The 16,203-nt window shown below is 45.3% G+C and carries 19 protein-coding genes; 1 reads left to right on the top strand and 18 read right to left on the bottom strand.

The annotated features are described in order from the left end of the window. Positions 1-95: 95 nt before the first annotated feature. From ADU22_RS16705 to ilvA, 7 genes are all read right to left on the bottom strand, one after another. On the bottom strand, positions 96-878 hold the full coding sequence (locus tag ADU22_RS16705) for an ABC transporter permease (RefSeq protein ID WP_053363172.1): 783 nt from the start codon (positions 876-878) through the stop codon (positions 96-98). After that, complete coding sequence (locus ADU22_RS16700; protein ID WP_053363171.1) at positions 875-1,768, bottom strand: ABC transporter ATP-binding protein; 894 nt, start codon at positions 1,766-1,768, stop codon at positions 875-877. Before ADU22_RS16700 ends, ADU22_RS16705 begins: the two co-directional genes overlap by 4 nt. A 12-nt stretch (positions 1,769-1,780) precedes the next feature. Then, on the bottom strand, positions 1,781-1,972 hold the full coding sequence (locus ADU22_RS16695; RefSeq protein ID WP_053364616.1) for a PLD nuclease N-terminal domain-containing protein: 192 nt from the start codon (positions 1,970-1,972) through the stop codon (positions 1,781-1,783). A 45-nt stretch (positions 1,973-2,017) separates the two neighbouring features. Further along, a complete protein-coding gene (locus tag ADU22_RS25020; protein WP_053363170.1) occupies positions 2,018-2,221 on the bottom strand; it encodes a hypothetical protein in 204 nt (67 codons plus the stop codon). Beyond that, the gene (locus ADU22_RS16685; RefSeq protein WP_053363169.1) at positions 2,218-2,547 is read right to left on the bottom strand and encodes a YxlC family protein; all 330 of its coding nucleotides are present in this window, start codon (positions 2,545-2,547) and stop codon (positions 2,218-2,220) included. Before ADU22_RS16685 ends, ADU22_RS25020 begins: the two co-directional genes overlap by 4 nt. A 1-nt stretch (position 2,548) precedes the next feature. Next, positions 2,549-3,073, bottom strand: a complete 525-nt coding sequence (gene sigY, locus ADU22_RS16680; protein ID WP_053363168.1) for an RNA polymerase sigma factor SigY — start codon at positions 3,071-3,073, stop codon at positions 2,549-2,551. Positions 3,074-3,251: 178 nt separating this feature from the next. Then, a complete protein-coding gene (ilvA, locus tag ADU22_RS16675) occupies positions 3,252-4,460 on the bottom strand; it encodes a threonine ammonia-lyase (RefSeq protein WP_053363167.1) in 1,209 nt (402 codons plus the stop codon). Between the two features lie 205 nt (positions 4,461-4,665). On the opposite strand from ilvA, the gene guaC reads away from it, so the two are divergent. Beyond that, positions 4,666-5,649, top strand: coding sequence for a GMP reductase (gene guaC, locus ADU22_RS16670; protein ID WP_053363166.1), 984 nt, complete (start codon positions 4,666-4,668; stop codon positions 5,647-5,649). Between the two features lie 66 nt (positions 5,650-5,715). On the opposite strand, the gene ADU22_RS16665 is transcribed toward guaC, so the two are convergent. The 11 genes from ADU22_RS16665 to ADU22_RS16620 form a co-directional block, all read right to left on the bottom strand. After that, on the bottom strand, positions 5,716-7,125 hold the full coding sequence (locus ADU22_RS16665; RefSeq protein WP_053363165.1) for a sigma-54 interaction domain-containing protein: 1,410 nt from the start codon (positions 7,123-7,125) through the stop codon (positions 5,716-5,718). 99 nt (positions 7,126-7,224) lie between these two features. Next, positions 7,225-8,508 (bottom strand): GntP family permease, encoded by a 1,284-nt coding sequence (locus ADU22_RS16660; RefSeq protein ID WP_053363164.1) that lies wholly within the window; start codon positions 8,506-8,508, stop codon positions 7,225-7,227. A 122-nt stretch (positions 8,509-8,630) separates the two neighbouring features. Beyond that, positions 8,631-9,407: a 3-hydroxybutyrate dehydrogenase gene (locus ADU22_RS16655; protein WP_053363163.1), complete on the bottom strand. Its 777-nt coding sequence runs from the start codon at positions 9,405-9,407 to the stop codon at positions 8,631-8,633. Positions 9,408-9,422: 15 nt separating this feature from the next. Next, positions 9,423-10,610: an acetyl-CoA C-acetyltransferase gene (locus tag ADU22_RS16650; protein WP_053363162.1), complete on the bottom strand. Its 1,188-nt coding sequence runs from the start codon at positions 10,608-10,610 to the stop codon at positions 9,423-9,425. Between the two features lie 21 nt (positions 10,611-10,631). Continuing rightward, positions 10,632-11,282 carry a 3-oxoacid CoA-transferase subunit B gene (locus ADU22_RS16645; protein WP_053363161.1) on the bottom strand — a complete coding sequence of 217 codons (651 nt, stop codon included), beginning with the start codon at positions 11,280-11,282 and terminating at the stop codon, positions 10,632-10,634. Between the two features lie 13 nt (positions 11,283-11,295). Next, positions 11,296-11,943 carry an acetate CoA-transferase subunit alpha gene (atoD, locus tag ADU22_RS16640; RefSeq protein WP_053363160.1) on the bottom strand — a complete coding sequence of 216 codons (648 nt, stop codon included), beginning with the start codon at positions 11,941-11,943 and terminating at the stop codon, positions 11,296-11,298. A 288-nt stretch (positions 11,944-12,231) separates the two neighbouring features. Beyond that, a complete protein-coding gene (locus ADU22_RS24740) occupies positions 12,232-12,387 on the bottom strand; it encodes a hypothetical protein (protein ID WP_156324377.1) in 156 nt (51 codons plus the stop codon). A gap of 129 nt (positions 12,388-12,516) precedes the next feature. After that, complete coding sequence (locus tag ADU22_RS16635) at positions 12,517-13,650, bottom strand: acyltransferase family protein (RefSeq protein ID WP_069188005.1); 1,134 nt, start codon at positions 13,648-13,650, stop codon at positions 12,517-12,519. 87 nt (positions 13,651-13,737) lie between these two features. Next, complete coding sequence (locus tag ADU22_RS16630) at positions 13,738-14,376, bottom strand: pyridoxamine 5'-phosphate oxidase family protein (RefSeq protein WP_053363159.1); 639 nt, start codon at positions 14,374-14,376, stop codon at positions 13,738-13,740. A gap of 150 nt (positions 14,377-14,526) precedes the next feature. Next, positions 14,527-14,997, bottom strand: coding sequence for a hypothetical protein (locus ADU22_RS16625; RefSeq protein WP_053363158.1), 471 nt, complete (start codon positions 14,995-14,997; stop codon positions 14,527-14,529). Positions 14,998-15,096: 99 nt separating this feature from the next. Next, positions 15,097-16,203, bottom strand: coding sequence for a sulfate/molybdate ABC transporter ATP-binding protein (locus ADU22_RS16620; protein ID WP_069188004.1), 1,107 nt, complete (start codon positions 16,201-16,203; stop codon positions 15,097-15,099).

Here is a 16,203-nt window from a genome sequence, read left to right as displayed (position 1 = left end):
CAGTTCTATTGTCCGGAAAAGAAGTTCTATTGTCCCGAAACGCAAACTTATTGTCCGCCCACCATACTAATTATACAGGAGGAGCCTCGCTTCCCCTAGCTTCCAAAGCTTTCAAGACGTTTGAAGCTGAAGACAGCCAGGCTGAACAGCAGCAGTGAAATCCCGATGGTGCTGCATACAACCAGCCAGCTTTCAGAGTCCCATGGACCTTCCATCAGCAGGGTCGATGCTTGCGCCCGAATGGCTGCCGGGCTCCATTTCATATATTTAGGCAGCAAGGTCGTAAGCAGGCTGATTAAGGAAAGAAACAATATGCTTGCTCCAGCTATTCCCCCGCTGCTTCGAAGCAGCGTTCCGGCAAAAATCGTGACAGCCGCAATAAAGACCATCCATAGACTGTACACTAACAAGCTTGTCAGCATTAGCTGCCAGGGAACATAGTTGAATAATAAATTCGTATAATACCAGGTTAAAAGATAGCTGGCTGCCAATGCTGAAAATAAGATAGTAAGCTGGGCAAGGAACTTGCTTCCGATATACTGTATCGCGCTTACTGGCCGAACCATCACAAGAGTCAGGGAGCCATTCTGCCTTTCCTGTGAGATCACGCCCATCATCGACAGAACAAACAATAGGGAACCGATCGTTCCATATTGGGAAAGCGTGCCAATCAGAACTTCTTCCCCAGTCGGCGTTGGGATATCGATTACAGCACCTTCAGGAAAATTCCCTGCTGCCTCCAGAATTTGCGGCATATAATAGCTGGTCAGCGGCTGTGAAACTCCAACGATCATCAGCACAATCGGAAGCCAAATCCACCTTCCGTTGCGCAAGCTTTCATTCATCTCTTTTTTAAAAAGAATGAGAAAATTTTTCATCGCTCCATCACCTTCATATATGCGTCTTCCAAAGAATCTTGAACAATTTCATAGTGAAGCAGTGTCTTTTCCGCCGTTAACAGTGCGTGGAGAAGCTGATTCACCTTTGTTTGGTCATTCATCCTAAACTTTGCCGCGTGGTCATCAAGGTATTCAATATCGCCAATAAAGTCCAGTGGCTCAAGCACTCCATAAAGCGGCTCTTTTGTCACAATTTTGACAGCCAATGCATCAAACTCTGTCTTTAACGATTCCAGAGGACCGTTCCACTTCAACTGGCCATCTTTCAGCATCAAAATTTCCTCGCATACTTGTTCGGCATCATGCAGAATATGTGTCGAAAAAAGAATGGTCATCCGGTTTTTGAGCTTTTCAATTAACTTAAGAACATCCCTTCTCCCCGAAGGATCCAGCGCAGACACCGGCTCATCCAGTATAAGAAGCTCTGGTTCATGCAATAAAGCTTGTGCCATCCCCAGCCTCTGCTTCATCCCTCCGGAAAAACTGCCGATCTTCTTGTTTTTCACATCATCCAGTGATACAAAGGATAAAGTCTCTTCGATGCGCGCTGCTAATTTTTTCTTTGGAACATGCGACAGCCCGCCCGCAAATTGAAGGAACTCCCGAGCTGTCATCCAGTTGAAAAATGCAGGATGCTGGGGCAGAAAACCAATCAATGGCCTGTAATCCTTCTGGGAATGGCCTGCAAAGCGGATTTTCCCTTCTGTGGGTTCCAGCAGGCCGGCAAGCATCTGCAGGGTGGTTGTCTTGCCTGCTCCGTTTGGCCCAAGCAAAGCGATGCACCGGCCTTTTTCTATTGAAAAAGATATGGAATTGACAGCCTTCTGGTCTTTATAGTGTTTCGATAAGTTCTCTACAGTGACTAACATGCTAATCTCCCCCTAAGCACTTTTGCGTCCAATGACAAAGTAGAGAACGGGACCAATGATATTCACAAAAATAATGACAAGGATCCACATTCCCTTAGGACCGTTCGTTTCCTCCTGCTTCAGGCAGCTAGCCAGTGCCGCCACCATCAGAATGGCCTGCAGCACAATCAGCGGGGCAACCAGCGCCCAGTTTACATCAGACAAGATATCCACCCATCATCTCTCCCTCTTTTTCTATCTTCTTTTTTTCTATGCGCTTCTTTTTTTTCTATGCGGCCGAACAACAAAAAAGTAATAAAACAACGTTGGCAAAGGAAATTGAATAAGTCCCCAAAGACCCCAAAACCAGGCAAAGCTGCCCTTTTTCTTCGCATCAATGAACAGCAGCGTACTTTGTGTCAGCAAAACCAATATAAGCAGCGGCAAGAGCACGTATTGTTCCAAAGGCGTCATGAATATACCTTTCCTTCCTGCTTCTTTCTTTTAAAAAGAACATAAAGGACCATTGGGGCTAAGAGGCTGGCTCCAGCCTGGAGGGCAATAAAAAGGGATGGCTGCTTCATGATGCCAATAACAATCATGCCCAAGATAAAGACGGCAATAGATAAGAAGATGTATAATTCCCTGTAAAATTTTTTCTTCTGTTTCACCCGAAAGGATGCGATCTGGGCTTTCATCTCCATAAGCGAGGCCGGAGAGCAGTCACCTAGATCATCCAGCTGTTTCCAATCCCGCTTCAATGCGTTTAACTGTTCCTGATCTTCCTTCATGTTCACCATCTCACTCCTTCCTTAGCTGTTTCAAGCCATAATGAACACGTGATTTGACGGTCCCGGCCCGGACACCCATGATTTCCCCGATTTCCTCATAGGTGTAGCCGTAATAGTGGTGCAGCAGGATTGGAATCCTTGCTTCGGCATCCAATTGATTGAAATCGGCAAACGCATCACTCCATTCCATTCCCCGGGCATTTGCCTGCCAGGAAAGCTGGCGGGACAGGTTACCTTTCAAAAGTTCCATCCATTTCTTTTCCCGCTTTTGCTTTCGCAGCTGGTCAATATATAGCCTGGAAGCAATCGAAACCATCCACGTCGAAAATTTTGACTCGCCTTTAAAGGAAGTTAAATGCGTATAGCACCTGAGCATGGTCTCCTGGGCAAGGTCCCTGCTCATTTCCTCATCCAGCGTCAATTTCAAAAGGTATTTGTATAAGAAGCTGTCATACTTTTGAAAGAGCTGGGCAAAGGCATCATCATCTTCCTTCAGCGCTTTTTGTATTAAAACCAGGTCCTCCTCTTGATCCATAAAATGCCCCTTTCTTATGCGGTCAGTTATATGACGCCCGAAGGTATTGTTTGGTTCAAATCTTTTTTTATATTTTTATCTCCCCTTCTACAGGACTCAAATACCAGCAAATATTGGCTAAGATGAAAAATAAGGAGAAGCCCGGATGGGACATTCTCCTTTGGCTAACACATATGAACTAAAGCATGACCTCTGCTGCAAACCCTTTGGCCTTTAGGGCCCTTGATATCAGTTCAATATGGGCAGAATCCCTTGTTTCGACTGAAAGATTCAATTGCGCATAACCTGGATAAATCTTGCTTCCCATATGGTTCAAAGAGATGTCCAGAATATTTCCCCGAAGTTCTGTGACCACTTCAAGAACACTTTCAAGGTTTCCCGGCCTGTCTTTTAAAATCATGCTGAACTGCACAAAGCGGCCGGATTCAACCATCCCCCGCTCAATAATTCTCGAGATAAAGCTTACATCGACATTGCCTCCGCTTATTACCGCAGCCACTTTCTTATTTTTTACAGGAAGCTTGTCCGATAAAATCGCTGCCAGAGAAACCGCACCTGAGCCCTCAACCAGCAATTTATTCCGTTCAAGCAGCATAAGCATACTTTGGGCAATTTGCATTTCGTCTACCGTAAAAATGTCATCCACATATTTTTGGACCAATTCGTAGGTTAATTTTCCCGGTGTATTTACGGCAATTCCATCAGCCATCGTCGGGCTGGCATCAAACGTGGTGATTTCCCCTACCTTTATTGACTGGGCCATGCTAGGGCAGGCCATTGCTTCTACTCCATAAACCTGAATAGATGGGTTCTTTTCTTTTACAGCGGCTGCTATTCCAGCAATCAAGCCGCCTCCCCCTACAGGGCAAATGATTGCATCTGCATCTGGCAGCTGCTCCATGATTTCGAGACCGACCGTTCCCTGCCCTGCAATAATGGCCTGGTCATCAAAGGCATGGACAAATGCGGCACCAGAGCGCCGATGCAGTTCATAGGCATAGTCGAGAGCTTCATCAAACACGCGGCCTTCCAATATCACCTCCGCTCCATAGCTTCTTGTGGCTTCCACTTTGCTGAGAGGGGCCCCTTGCGGCATCACGATTTTGCAAGGAATTCCGAGCATGCTGCTAGAATAGGCAACACCTTGGGCATGATTGCCTGCCGAAGCGGCTACCACTCCTTTTTCCACTTCTTCTTTTTTTAGGGAAATCATTTTGTTATAAGATCCGCGAACCTTAAAAGAACCAGTCTTTTGCAAGTTTTCAAGTTTTAGGAACACTTCATTGTCCGAGAGGCTGCTGAAGGTCTTGGAGTAATCCAATGGTGTGCGGTGGACAATCCCCTTCATTTTTTCTTTTGCCTGAACGATATTATCAAAGGTAACCAACTTATATCCTCCTTTCAACAACTATTCCCATAGTTTTTGCTATAACGTCACAGTTATTCCCTTTAACAATTAGCTAGCGTTATTTGTATTTTTCCCTGAATAATTGTAAACCCTTTGACAGAATCCATAAATTAAGGTATATTACCAATGTCCGAACGATTTATATTAACTTTAAAAATAATATTCGTCTTTAGGAGTGGGACTTATGGAAAATGTATTTGATTACGAAGATATTCAATTGATTCCTGCAAAATGTGTGGTTAACAGCCGTTCAGAATGCGATACATCGGTCMCCCTTGGCGGCCGCAGCTTCAAACTGCCAGTCGTACCTGCCAATATGCAGACAATCATTGATGAAAAAATTGCCCTGTATTTGGCTGAGAACGGTTACTTTTATATCATGCATCGTTTCGAGCCTGAAAAAAGAATGGATTTTGTGAAAGATATGAAAGCCCGCGGCTTGTATGCTTCAATCAGTGTAGGCGTCAAAGAGGAAGAATACGGATTCATCCGCCAGCTTGCCGAAGAAGAGCTTGTTCCTGAATATATTACCATCGACATAGCGCATGGCCACTCTAATGCGGTAATTGACATGATCAAACATATAAAAAACCATCTGCCTGCAAGCTTTGTGATTGCAGGGAATGTTGGTACACCCGAAGCCGTCAGGGAGCTGGAGCATGCTGGTGCCGATGCAACCAAAGTAGGGATCGGTCCGGGAAAAGTCTGCATCACAAAGATTAAAACAGGGTTCGGCACTGGCGGCTGGCAGCTGGCTGCGCTTCGCTGGTGTGCTAAAGCGGCAAGCAAGCCTGTGATTGCCGACGGAGGGATTCGGACACATGGAGATATTGCCAAGTCTGTCCGTTTTGGGGCGTCCATGGTCATGATTGGCTCCCTGTTTGCCGGACATGAGGAATCTCCGGGAGAGACAATCGAGAAAGACGGTAAAATCTACAAAGAGTACTTCGGATCCGCTTCCGAATTCCAAAAAGGCGAAAAGAAAAACGTTGAAGGCAAGAAAATGTATGTTGAATACAAAGGTCCCTTGCAGGATACACTGACAGAAATGGAGCAGGACCTGCAGTCATCCATTTCCTATGCAGGCGGGGACAAGCTGAGTGCCATCCGCAATGTGGATTATGTGGTTGTGAAGAATTCCATCTTTAATGGTGATAAGGTTTATTAATAGATAGACAAAAAAGAGTTCCTCTCGTCGGGAACTCTTTTTTTCTCATGTTGATGGAAGGGCAACTTAGATTTCGTACAGCTTGCACTTCTCATACATCCTAGTCTTACCTATCCCAAGCAGCTTGGCAGCTTCCACCTTATTGCCGTTTGTAAATATGAGTGCATCCTGGATTGCCTCTTTTTCAACTTGACACAGTCTTTCTTTTAGTGGCTGCACGGGCAGTGAAGACAACCCTGAGTCTTCTGAATAAGAATCACCCTGCACCCTGGTCACCGCTTCCTCGCCTCTCAAATACCATGGCAGATGAATCGACTGGATGACATCGCCGTCCAGCAGATTAATCGCTCGCTCAAGCACATTTTCCAGTTCCCGCACATTCCCGGGCCAGGTATGCTTTTGAAAGGCATCTAGAACTTCAGGTGACAACTCAATTCCGCTCCGATAAAATTTACTTCCCAATTTATTCAAGAGCTCGAAGGACAGGAACTCGATATCTTCCTTCCTTTCTCTTAACGATGGAATATCAATATTGATCACATTTAAACGGTAGTATAAATCCTGGCGAAAGGTTTCTTCTTCGACCATCTTTTCCAAATCACGGTTAGTGGCTGCAATCACGCGGACATCAACCGGGATGGTCTTTTGCCCGCCGACCGGCATGATTTCTTTTTCCTGCAAAGCCCTTAAAAGTTTTGTTTGCATCGATAGCGGCATCTCACCAATTTCATCAAGGAACACAGTTCCATTTGTGGCTACTTCAAACAAGCCTTTCTTTCCGCCTTTCTGGGAACCGGTAAAAGCGCCGGCCACATAACCAAAAAGCTCCGATTCAAACAGCTCCTTCGGAATCGCGCTGCAATTTATCGGAACAAATTGGAACTTACTGCGCAGGCTGCTTTTATGGATGGCATGGGCAAACAATTCTTTACCTGTCCCCGACTCTCCTGTCAAAAGCACCGAGGAGTCACTGACCGAGATCCTTTTGGCGAAATCCTTCACATTTTGGAATGTAGAGCTGTTGCCAATCAAGTCATCAAAGCTGTATTTGCTTTCCAATTCTTTTACAGCCTTTGTTTTATAGAAATTCAGTTCTTCAACAAGGTTTTGGATTTTCGTATTGAACCGCAAGAGATTCTCGGGGTTCGGAAAAATGACGGTACCCATTGCTCCCACCAGCTCGCCTTCAATGATAAGAGGATACCGATTAGCAATCATGACACTTCCATTGATGGGCTGAATGTCTTCCAGCTCTTTTTTGCCTGTCCTGGCAACAATATGCATTCTTGTATTCTCTATTACCTCCTGAACAGGCTTGCCAATTGCATCCTCTACCCTGGTCCCGATAAATTGGCAATAAGCATCATCAATATAAAGAATAAAGCCTTCTGTATCGACAACAACGATTCTTTCTATTGCTAAGCTGATAATTTCCCCCAGCCAGCTCCTCGAAAGCCTTTTCATTTCATAGTGCATTGAATGTTCTCCTTGTTAGTCATTACTATTATTATACTAAAAACATTAAAATTTCCCATCAAAAGAACCTTGTCCATCACTGGACAAGGTTCGCGTCAATCAGTAAATTCCCATAGCGGCCAACACAATTGCGACTGCCGTTGCGATAATCGGGATAATGATGGCGACAACGGCGATATCCTTGTAGCTGTCCTTATGTGTCATCCCCGTAATCGTCAGCAAGGTTAATACAGCTCCGTTATGAGGAAGAACATCAAGTCCTCCGGATGACAAGGAGGCGATACGGTGGAAAGCCTCTGGGGCAATTCCACTCGTCATTGAAAGTTCATAATACTTGGCCCCCAGTGCTTCCAGGGCAATCCCCATGCCTCCTGATGCAGAACCAGTTGCGCCTGCAAGCAGGTTGATGGCCACCGCCTCGGAAATAAGCGGATTTCCCGGAATGCCTACCAGCATATCGGTCAGCTTCTTAAAGCCTGGAACAGCTTGTACGACTGTTCCGAAACCAACTGCAGCACTTGTATTGATAATGGCGGTAATCGAGCCTGCCGCACCCGCATTAATACTTTTCACAAATCCTTTGATTTTGCTGATGTTTAAAATCAATATGAGCAAAATGCCTGCGAGTAAAGCAATTACTATATCCCATTCAAGGACATTAAGGGTAATCAGCACCGTTAACAGCGGTAAAAGCGACAACAGCACATTGGGAACGGAACCTTCCACTTTTAAAATGCTTTTGTCATTAGGCTCATCATAAACTTCCCCATTCGCCGCCATTTGCTTTTGGCGCCAGATCAGGTAGTAATAGCCGCAGATTCCCATGATCAATGCCGAGACAATCCCCATGACCGGAGCCGCCATGGCGGTTGTCTGGAAATAAGGCATTGGAATCAGGTTCTGAATTTGCGGTGTTCCTGGTAGCGCTGTCATTGTAAATGTGAAAGCACCGAGGGCAATTGTCGCAGGAAGCAGCCTTCGGCTAATATTCGCTTCACGGAACAAGGATAATGCCAGCGGATACACCGCAAAGACTACGACAAATAAGGAAATTCCGCCATAGGTAAGGACCGCAGAAGATAACAATACACCCAAAATGGCGCGTTTTGTGCCCATCAATCTGGACAAGGCAACAGCGACGCTTCTTGCCATCCCGGTGTCTTCCATAAGCTTGCCGAAGATGGCACTCAACATGAAAACAGGAAACCATTTCTTTGCGAATCCTACAAATCCGCTCATATACGTATCAGTATAGGCCTCCAATAAGTCCAGGCCGCCAGTCAGGGCCACTACCCCTGCAGCAATCGGCGCTACCCAGATGATCGACCAGCCAAGGAAAGCAAGTACCATTAAAACAACTAGACCAAGAATAATCCCAAGCAAACAAACCCCTCCAACGTAAGTTAATAGCCTCCCGGCAGTATAAATGAATGCCGGGGATGTGTGTAGATATTAGGGGACTAGCAAAAGAACATGCCTCCCAACTCTGCAATATAAAATTCCTTTTACTGTGCCGTATATCCGCCATCAAGCACAACAGCTTGTCCCGTAATGCCTTTTGCTTTTTCACTTGACAGAAATAAGGCATAGTCGGCAATTTCCTGCACGGCCAAAAGACGTTTTTGGGGAACCAATGGATACAAGACCTCTTCTTTCACCTTTTCGACAGGTACATTCCGCGTCTTAGCCAAATCTTCAAACTGTCCGCGCACAAGCGGTGTATCCACATAACCAGGGCAAATGGCATTGACCGTAATATTGTGTTCCGCTGCTTCCAATGCCGCTACCTTGGTCAGGCCGATAACCCCATGTTTAGCGCTATTATAAGCCGCTTTGCCGGCGAAGCCGATGAGTCCATTAATGGATGCCATATTCAAAATACGGCCAAACCCCTGTTTTTTCATAATTGGCAGCGCATGCTTGATCGCAATGAAAGGAGCAATCTGCATCACCCGAATCATGAATTCAAATTTATCTGTTGGAAACTCTTCAATCGGAGAAACATGCTGCAGCCCGGCATTATTGAAAAGAATGTCCAGCCTGCCATATTTTTCAACGGTCGCATCAATCGCATTTTTAATGTCTTCTTCCTTTGTCACATCCACTTTAAGTCCCAGGCAGTTAAAGCCTTCCTTGCCAAGGGCATCTGCTGCCTCGTATACTTTTTCTTCATTAATATCAGTAAAAACAACCTTTGCACCATTTTTAAGGAACTCTACTCCAATTTGGTAGCCAATTCCGCTCGCTGCTCCTGTAATAAAGACAACTTTGTTTTCAACCAATTTAATACCCTCCCATTATCCTCTTATGTTTTCTACTACTGTTGCAACGCCCATTCCGCCGCCGATGCATAGTGCAGCTAGACCATATATGGAATCCCGGCGTTTCATTTCATGCAATAAGGTGACAAGCACACGCGCTCCGCTAGCGCCGATTGGATGTCCCAATGCTATCGCTCCCCCGTTGACATTCAGTTTTTCCCTTGGGATTTCCAGGTCCCGTCCCACCGCAAGTGATTGGGCCGCAAAAGCCTCATTCGCTTCAATCAAATCCATATCCGCAATTGAAAGGTTTGCTTTCTTTAGGGCTTTCTTTGCGGCCGGGACAGGACCAATCCCCATTATTTTTGGGTCCACTCCTGCTGCTCCATTTCCGCGAATGACCGCCATAGGCTTGATGCCCAGCTCTTCTGCCTTTTCCCTGCTCATTAACACCAGTGCTGCAGCCCCGTCGTTAATACCTGAAGCATTTCCTGCTGTGACACTGCCATCCTTTTTAAAAGCAGGCTTAAGCTTGGAAAGCTTGTCTGCTGTTACTCCCGAGCGGGGGAATTCATCCGTATCAAAGACAACAGGCTCCCCTTTTCGCTGGGGAATCTGAACCGGAACGATTTCGTCMCTGAATTTTCCTTCCTGAATGGCCATTTCCGCCTTTTGCTGGCTCGAAGCGGCAAACTCATCTTGCTCCATCCGGGTCAAACCATAGGCATCCACAATGTTTTCGGCTGTCATTCCCATATGGCAGCTGTTCACCGCACACTGGAGACCATCCTGTATCATGCTGTCAAGAACCTTGCCATCACCCATTCGGTACCCGGTCCGCCCTTTTGGCAGCAGGTAGGGTGCCAGACTCATATTTTCCATGCCGCCAGCGACGACAATGTCCGCTTCCCCAAGCTGGATTGATTGAGTACCAAGATGAACGGCCTTCAAACCTGAACCGCACAGCTTATTGATGGTGGTGGAAGGTACTTCCATTGGCAATCCCGCTTTTAAGGAGGTTTGGCGGGCAGGACCCTGGCCCAGTCCAGCCTGCAGAACATTTCCAATAATCACATCATCCACTTGTTCCCCCTTCAGTCCGGCACGGCTGAGAGCTTCCTTAATGACAATCGACCCGAGTTCCGTTGCGGGAGTATTGCTTAATGTTCCCATGAAGCTTCCTATTGCTGTTCGTACAGCGCTTACAATCACGACTTCACGCATTTCATTTTTCCTCCAGTCCTTTTAAGATAGTTTATGGCCCAATATAAAGCTCGCTTCCGTTTTCGCTCTCACAGTCTCCAAATCGGCACCTTCCTGCAGTTCTTCCAGTACCAACCCATCATTAGTTACAGAGAACACTGCCAATTCGGTCACTATCAGGTCAACTACCCCTTTTCCTGTAAGGGGGAGGCTGCATTGTTCCAAAATTTTTGGAGCTCCTTTTTTCGAGCAATGCTCCATGGCAACAATCACTTTCCTGGCACCCGTCACCAAGTCCATCGCCCCGCCCATGCCTGGGACCATTTTACCCGGAATCATCCAGTTGGCCAGGTTTCCTTGGGCATCAACTTCCAGTCCGCCAAGCACGGTCACATCGATATGTCCCCCGCGGATCAGCTGGAAAGAAAATAAGCTGTCGAAAAAGGAACCGCCAGCCAGAATGCCTGCAGGCTGTCCACCAGCATTGACAAGGTCGGGGTCCGCTTCCCCATTTACTGGTCCAAGCCCTATGTACCCATTTTCAGATTGAAGCATGACGCTTACTCCTTCTGGCAGATAGTTCGGCACCAAGGTGGGCAGGCCGATTCCTAAATTTACAACATCCCCGTCTTTCATTTCTTTCGCCACACGGGCAGCTATCATTTCTTTTGTATTCTTCAATGTTGTAATCATCTTGCCAGCCTCCCTATACTGCTAAAATTTTATCCACCAGAATTCCTGGGGTTACCACTTCATTAGGTTCAATCTCTCCAATTTCCACGACGGTTTCCACCTGGACGATGACCAATTCGGCTGCCAAAGCCATAATGGGGTTGAAGTTGCGGGCAGAGCTGTGATAAACAAGATTTCCTGCTTTATCGGCCTTATAGGCTTTTAAAATGGCGACATCGGCTCGCAGCGGTTTTTCGAGCAAATACTCCTTTCCGTCAACAACTAGCTTTTCCTTTCCTTCTTCAACTACTGTCCCCACACCGGTAGGCGTCAGGACACCACCCAGGCCTGAGCCGCCGGCGCGTATGCGTTCTGCAAAAGTGCCTTGTGGGACTAATTCCACATCGATTTCACCAGCGATCATTTTTCTTCCTGTCTCCGGGTTCGTCCCTATATGGGAAGCAATCAATTTTTTAACCCGATTATTGAAAATCAACGGCCCAACGCCATTGTCAACCCTGGCTGTATCACTGGCAATAAGGGTTATATCCCTTATGTTGGCATCCAGTAAGACCGATACCAGCTTTTCTGGTGTACCAACTCCCATAAAGCCCCCAGACATGATTGTCATCCCGTCTTTAAAAAGCGACGATAACCTTTCTCTTGTAATCACTTTGTCCAACCAAAAGCACCTCCTGAAGGGTACAAAATATTGTGAGCGCTTTCTTTTTGATGCTCGACTTCTATATATGCAATTTTTGTGCCAACTTTTTAATAAAGTAATTTTTTTAGAAAAAAGCTGGAGGAAGTGCGGAATTTTGCCCATTTCTACTAATAGGCACTTCCCATCTCGATTCCGTAAAACCGGAAATTTCCGCTTTTACGGAATATTTTCTGCTGCTTTTTCCGGTAAAACGGAATTTATCAAAATAAAAAACAGGAACACTATTGTCCCTGCTTTTTAAAACTATTAGTTTTTTAGATTGGGGAAAACAGGAAACTGCAGTTGGTTTACTCCAGAATCTGGTTTAATCACATGTTCCTTTGAAAAATCTTTCTTAAAAGGTTTTAAATATTCCAACCCGCTCCCGTTATAATAGACTGGCATTTTATTGTTTTTATTCATCTTGCTAGCCCCCAATTAATGATTTTATGAATAGTTATTTATTCCTATAAACATTATAGGAAAATATACTCATAAGGACCAGCGAAAAGATTCGCCAAAATTCATTCTTTTCCGATCTATCCATGCTTACTAATTAGCCGATGTGCTTTTGGAAACTATTGTTTCTGCTTTCTTCATAGCTTTGATTCCAAATAAAAACCTCAGCATATTGGATTGGCGAATGATAAAATGGTAACTTAATAAAATCACAGAAATGCTGACAGCCATCATAAAAAGGAGCTTTATATAAACCGGCAATGGCAGGTGAGCTATGAAAAAGCCAAAAATGACAATCACCGGCTGATGCAAGATATAAAACGGCAAAGCGGCTTCATTTGCATATTGCAATGTTCTATTTGAAAAAAACAAATACTTTCCTGCCAGAAAGAAAATGCAAAGAATCAGACTCCAGCTGCCAATGACGCTGACCATATAAAACATATAAGCCTGGATGCCTGCCTGGGGAAAATTCACTATAAACCAGCTGATATACAAAAGAGAAGCTATTACCGCAGTAATTGCGTGGAACTTGATTGTTTTCTCCAAAGCTGCAGCGAATGCCTGATGGGAAAAGAAAAAATAACCGTAAATAAAAATGATCAGGTAAAAGACTAAATCCCAGCCTCCCAAATTTTGCGTCCTGACAAAGCCTGTGGCCATAAGCAAAGTTGGTAAAACCAAAAAATGAACCATGTTAAAATTGAGACTCATTTTTACTTTCTTAAATAAAGGCAATGTAAGGAAGGAAAACACTAGCAGGACTAGCAAATACCATAAATGTAAGCCGAAAAAGGCAAAATTTCCTTCCCCGCCGATTTCCAAATAGAAGCCCTTAAAAAAGTGGGGGTAAAACTCTATGAATGAGCCGCCAAATTGGTGTAGGGCCAGTCGTTCGATATAAATTTGCGGTGGCGTCAGCACGAACACCCCAAATATTAATGGAACTCCAAGACGTTTTAGTCGTTCCTTTAAATAAGCAGGTCCCTGTCGCTTTGCAAGCGCATGCTGCACACTTATGCCTGAAACAGCGAAGAAGATCGGCATGACCCACAGTCCAATGAAAAGTGACAGCATTAACATGATTTCGGAATCCGTATCGTTATTTTTTACATGCCAAGGAAAAGGATTAAAAAACATCAGGCAATGATATAAAAACACGGCAACAGTAGCCAGCACCCGAATCCAGTCCAAGTCATGCCTTCGACCAACAGAATTAAGCTCCACCTGAGTCACCTCGAATTTTTTACATTCCGGAAACAACTAATCTAGTAATCAGCAGACAACAGATTAAAAGCTAAAGCATGGATTTATTTAATAAAGCCGTTTTGCATAACTTTCATTCAAGCTGTCCTGTATGGAATCCGCATTATGGCCAGGCATCCGTGCATGGTCAGAAATAATCTTTGCGGCTGACGGCAGTTCCGATTGGGCGCTCCAGCTCCCTGGCTCCCATAATCCGGATCGTTTAAAGGCTTTGGCACAGTGAATATAGCACTCTTCTACCTCGACCATAATTCCCAATAGCGGTTTTTTCCCTTTTACCGCAAGCCTTCCGAGCAGCTCCTCATCCTTTACAAGCGCCGCCTTCCCGTTTACCCTCAATGTCTCTCCCAGGCCAGGAATGAAAAAGAGCAGGCCAACTCTTGGATTGGCCAGGATATTACGAAGTGAATCGATTCGTTTATTGCCTGGCCTCTCCGGAATGACCAGCTGTTTCTCATTTAAAATGTGAACAAAACCTGGAGCATCGCCCTTTGGTGAGGAATCGCAAAAGCCTTTTTCATCAGCTGTCGCCAAAACCAAAAAAGGGGACCGGGCAATATAATCAGCCACATGGTGGTCAATGCTATCTATCACTTTGTTACGTACCAGTTCACTAGGAAAGCCTATAAGCGAACGCAGTTCTTCCTCCGACTGAATAAACTCTGAAGCTTGTGTACTTTTAATCATCTTCTCCACCCCATTTCATTATTCTTTATTCCTATTTCCCCAAGATGATGCTATTGTCCTCTTTGTGATAGTGCCCTTTTTCCGTAATTCTTTCAGGCATATGTATTAAAAAGCGGAACCTCCCCTTGGAAGTTCCGCTTTTTCAAATCCTTATTTCCGCCGGCTGAAGCCTTCCTCTTCAAGATATTGCCTGGCTTCGTTATACGAGGGGAAAGTGCCATCAAGGTTTAAGCCCGCATATACATTCCACATATCGTCTTCCTCCACGAGGATGAGCGTATGTTTTTCGTCGTTGACCCAGCGCTCTTCCTCGGCTTCGCCAATCACCGCTTCTTCATGAGGATTTGGTTTCAGTGATTCAATCGCTTCTTTCAGGAGGTGTCTAAGCTCTTCCTTGGAATAGTCCCGAATGTTGACCATTCCTTTGCTGTCTGTCTCATAGCCTCCCAGTTTTCCGGCAAAGACAAAACCATTTCCATTGGGATGCAAGTGGTAAACAACATTTTTCTTGTCGTCCGCACTGCCTTCAAAATGGAAGTTGACTCTTTTCAATGATACATTTTTCCGTTCAAGCTCCAAAAACTCTTCAATAATCGCTAGTTTTTCTTCGAATGTAAGCATATTGCCTCCAAAGGTATAATAAGTTCTTCCTATTATATCATTCGGTGCCTTGGTGACCAAACATTCGTCATCACACGATTACTCGTACAGCAGGCCCTGCTAACTTCGCACTTCCTCTGGACGCAGCATTAAATTTGAAGTTGGAAGTTCGAATTCAGAATCCGTTAAAGTATTTCCTTTAAAAATGACGATATTTTGAAATTCGGCAAACAATTGATCGCCTCTTTTTAAACCGCCCATTATGTTGTATTTTTCCGCACTCAACTCTGCTTCAAATAAATCGTCAGTGTCCAGACGTCTAAGCTCAATCCGTACTGCTGCCCCCACTTTATTCACATGCGACACTTCCGCAGGATAGCTGTTATTAACACAAATTCGGCTTAATCCAATTTCATGGGGGCGGATGTATCCCACCTCATTATCTGAAAAAGGCTTATCGACTCCGTATGGTGTATAGTTTTCCAGCGAATCCCCGCGGAATTCGTTGACTCTTCCCAAAAAGCTGTAGACAAATGGGTTTACTGGGTTTTCATAAACATTCTCGGGGCTTCCGGTCTGCTCGATTCTGCCGTTGTTCATCACCACAACGGTATCGGCCATTTCCATGGCCTCTTCCTGGTCATGGGTGACAAAAACAGTAGTAATATTCAGCTTCTGATGAAGCTCCCGCAGCCAGCCCCGCAATTCCTGGCGCACTTTGGCATCCAGCGCTCCGAACGGTTCATCCAGCAGAAGCACTTCAGGCTCTACGGCCAGTGCCCTTGCCAAGGCCACCCTCTGCCGCTGTCCTCCCGAAAGCTGGGAGGGATAACGTTCTCCCAGTCCTTCAAGCTGGACAAGCTTAAGCAGTTCCTCTACTTTGGAATTTATTTCTTCCTTTGAAGGACGATGTTTGCGCGGTCTCACCTTTAAACCAAAGGCAATATTGTCAAAGATGGTCATGTGCTTGAAAAGCGCATAATGCTGGAATACAAAGCCCACTTTTCGTTCCTTTACCGATTTCGCGGTAAAATCCTCACCATTGAACAAAATCTCTCCTGAATTGGGACCCTCCAACCCGGCGACCAGACGCAGCAAAGTTGTTTTGCCCGATCCGGATGGTCCTAATAGAGCAACAAAGTCACCAGTTGGGATTTCAAGCTCCACCTTCTTCACTGCTGGAAACTGTCCAAATGTCTTAGTTAGACCCTTTAAAACGATACTCAT

Source organism: Bacillus sp. FJAT-27251, from assembly GCF_001273925.1.
Taxonomy (GTDB): Bacteria; Bacillota; Bacilli; order Bacillales; family Cytobacillaceae; genus Mesobacillus_B.
The sequence above is the reverse complement of the archived record's forward strand: the minus strand, read 5'-3'. Positions and strand labels throughout refer to the sequence as shown.

Excerpts from the sequence above, each read along its gene's own strand:
- ADU22_RS16630 (WP_053363159.1), bottom strand. The coding sequence starts at position 14,376 with ATGATTAAAAGTACACAAGCTTCAGAGTTTATTCAGTCGGAGGAAGAA.
- sigY (WP_053363168.1), bottom strand. The coding sequence starts at position 3,073 with ATGGATCAAGAGGAGGACCTGGTTTTAATACAAAAAGCGCTGAAGGAA.
- ADU22_RS16645 (WP_053363161.1), bottom strand. The coding sequence starts at position 11,282 with ATGATTACAACATTGAAGAATACAAAAGAAATGATAGCTGCCCGTGTG.
- ADU22_RS24740 (WP_156324377.1), bottom strand. The coding sequence starts at position 12,387 with ATGAATAAAAACAATAAAATGCCAGTCTATTATAACGGGAGCGGGTTG.
- ADU22_RS16665 (WP_053363165.1), bottom strand. The coding sequence starts at position 7,125 with ATGCACTATGAAATGAAAAGGCTTTCGAGGAGCTGGCTGGGGGAAATT.
- ADU22_RS16700 (WP_053363171.1), bottom strand. The coding sequence starts at position 1,768 with ATGTTAGTCACTGTAGAGAACTTATCGAAACACTATAAAGACCAGAAG.
- ADU22_RS16620 (WP_069188004.1), bottom strand. The coding sequence starts at position 16,203 with ATGAGTATCGTTTTAAAGGGTCTAACTAAGACATTTGGACAGTTTCCA.
- ADU22_RS25020 (WP_053363170.1), bottom strand. The coding sequence starts at position 2,221 with ATGACGCCTTTGGAACAATACGTGCTCTTGCCGCTGCTTATATTGGTT.
- ADU22_RS16625 (WP_053363158.1), bottom strand. The coding sequence starts at position 14,997 with ATGCTTACATTCGAAGAAAAACTAGCGATTATTGAAGAGTTTTTGGAG.
- ADU22_RS16705 (WP_053363172.1), bottom strand. The coding sequence starts at position 878 with ATGAAAAATTTTCTCATTCTTTTTAAAAAAGAGATGAATGAAAGCTTG.
- ADU22_RS16685 (WP_053363169.1), bottom strand. The coding sequence starts at position 2,547 with ATGGTGAACATGAAGGAAGATCAGGAACAGTTAAACGCATTGAAGCGG.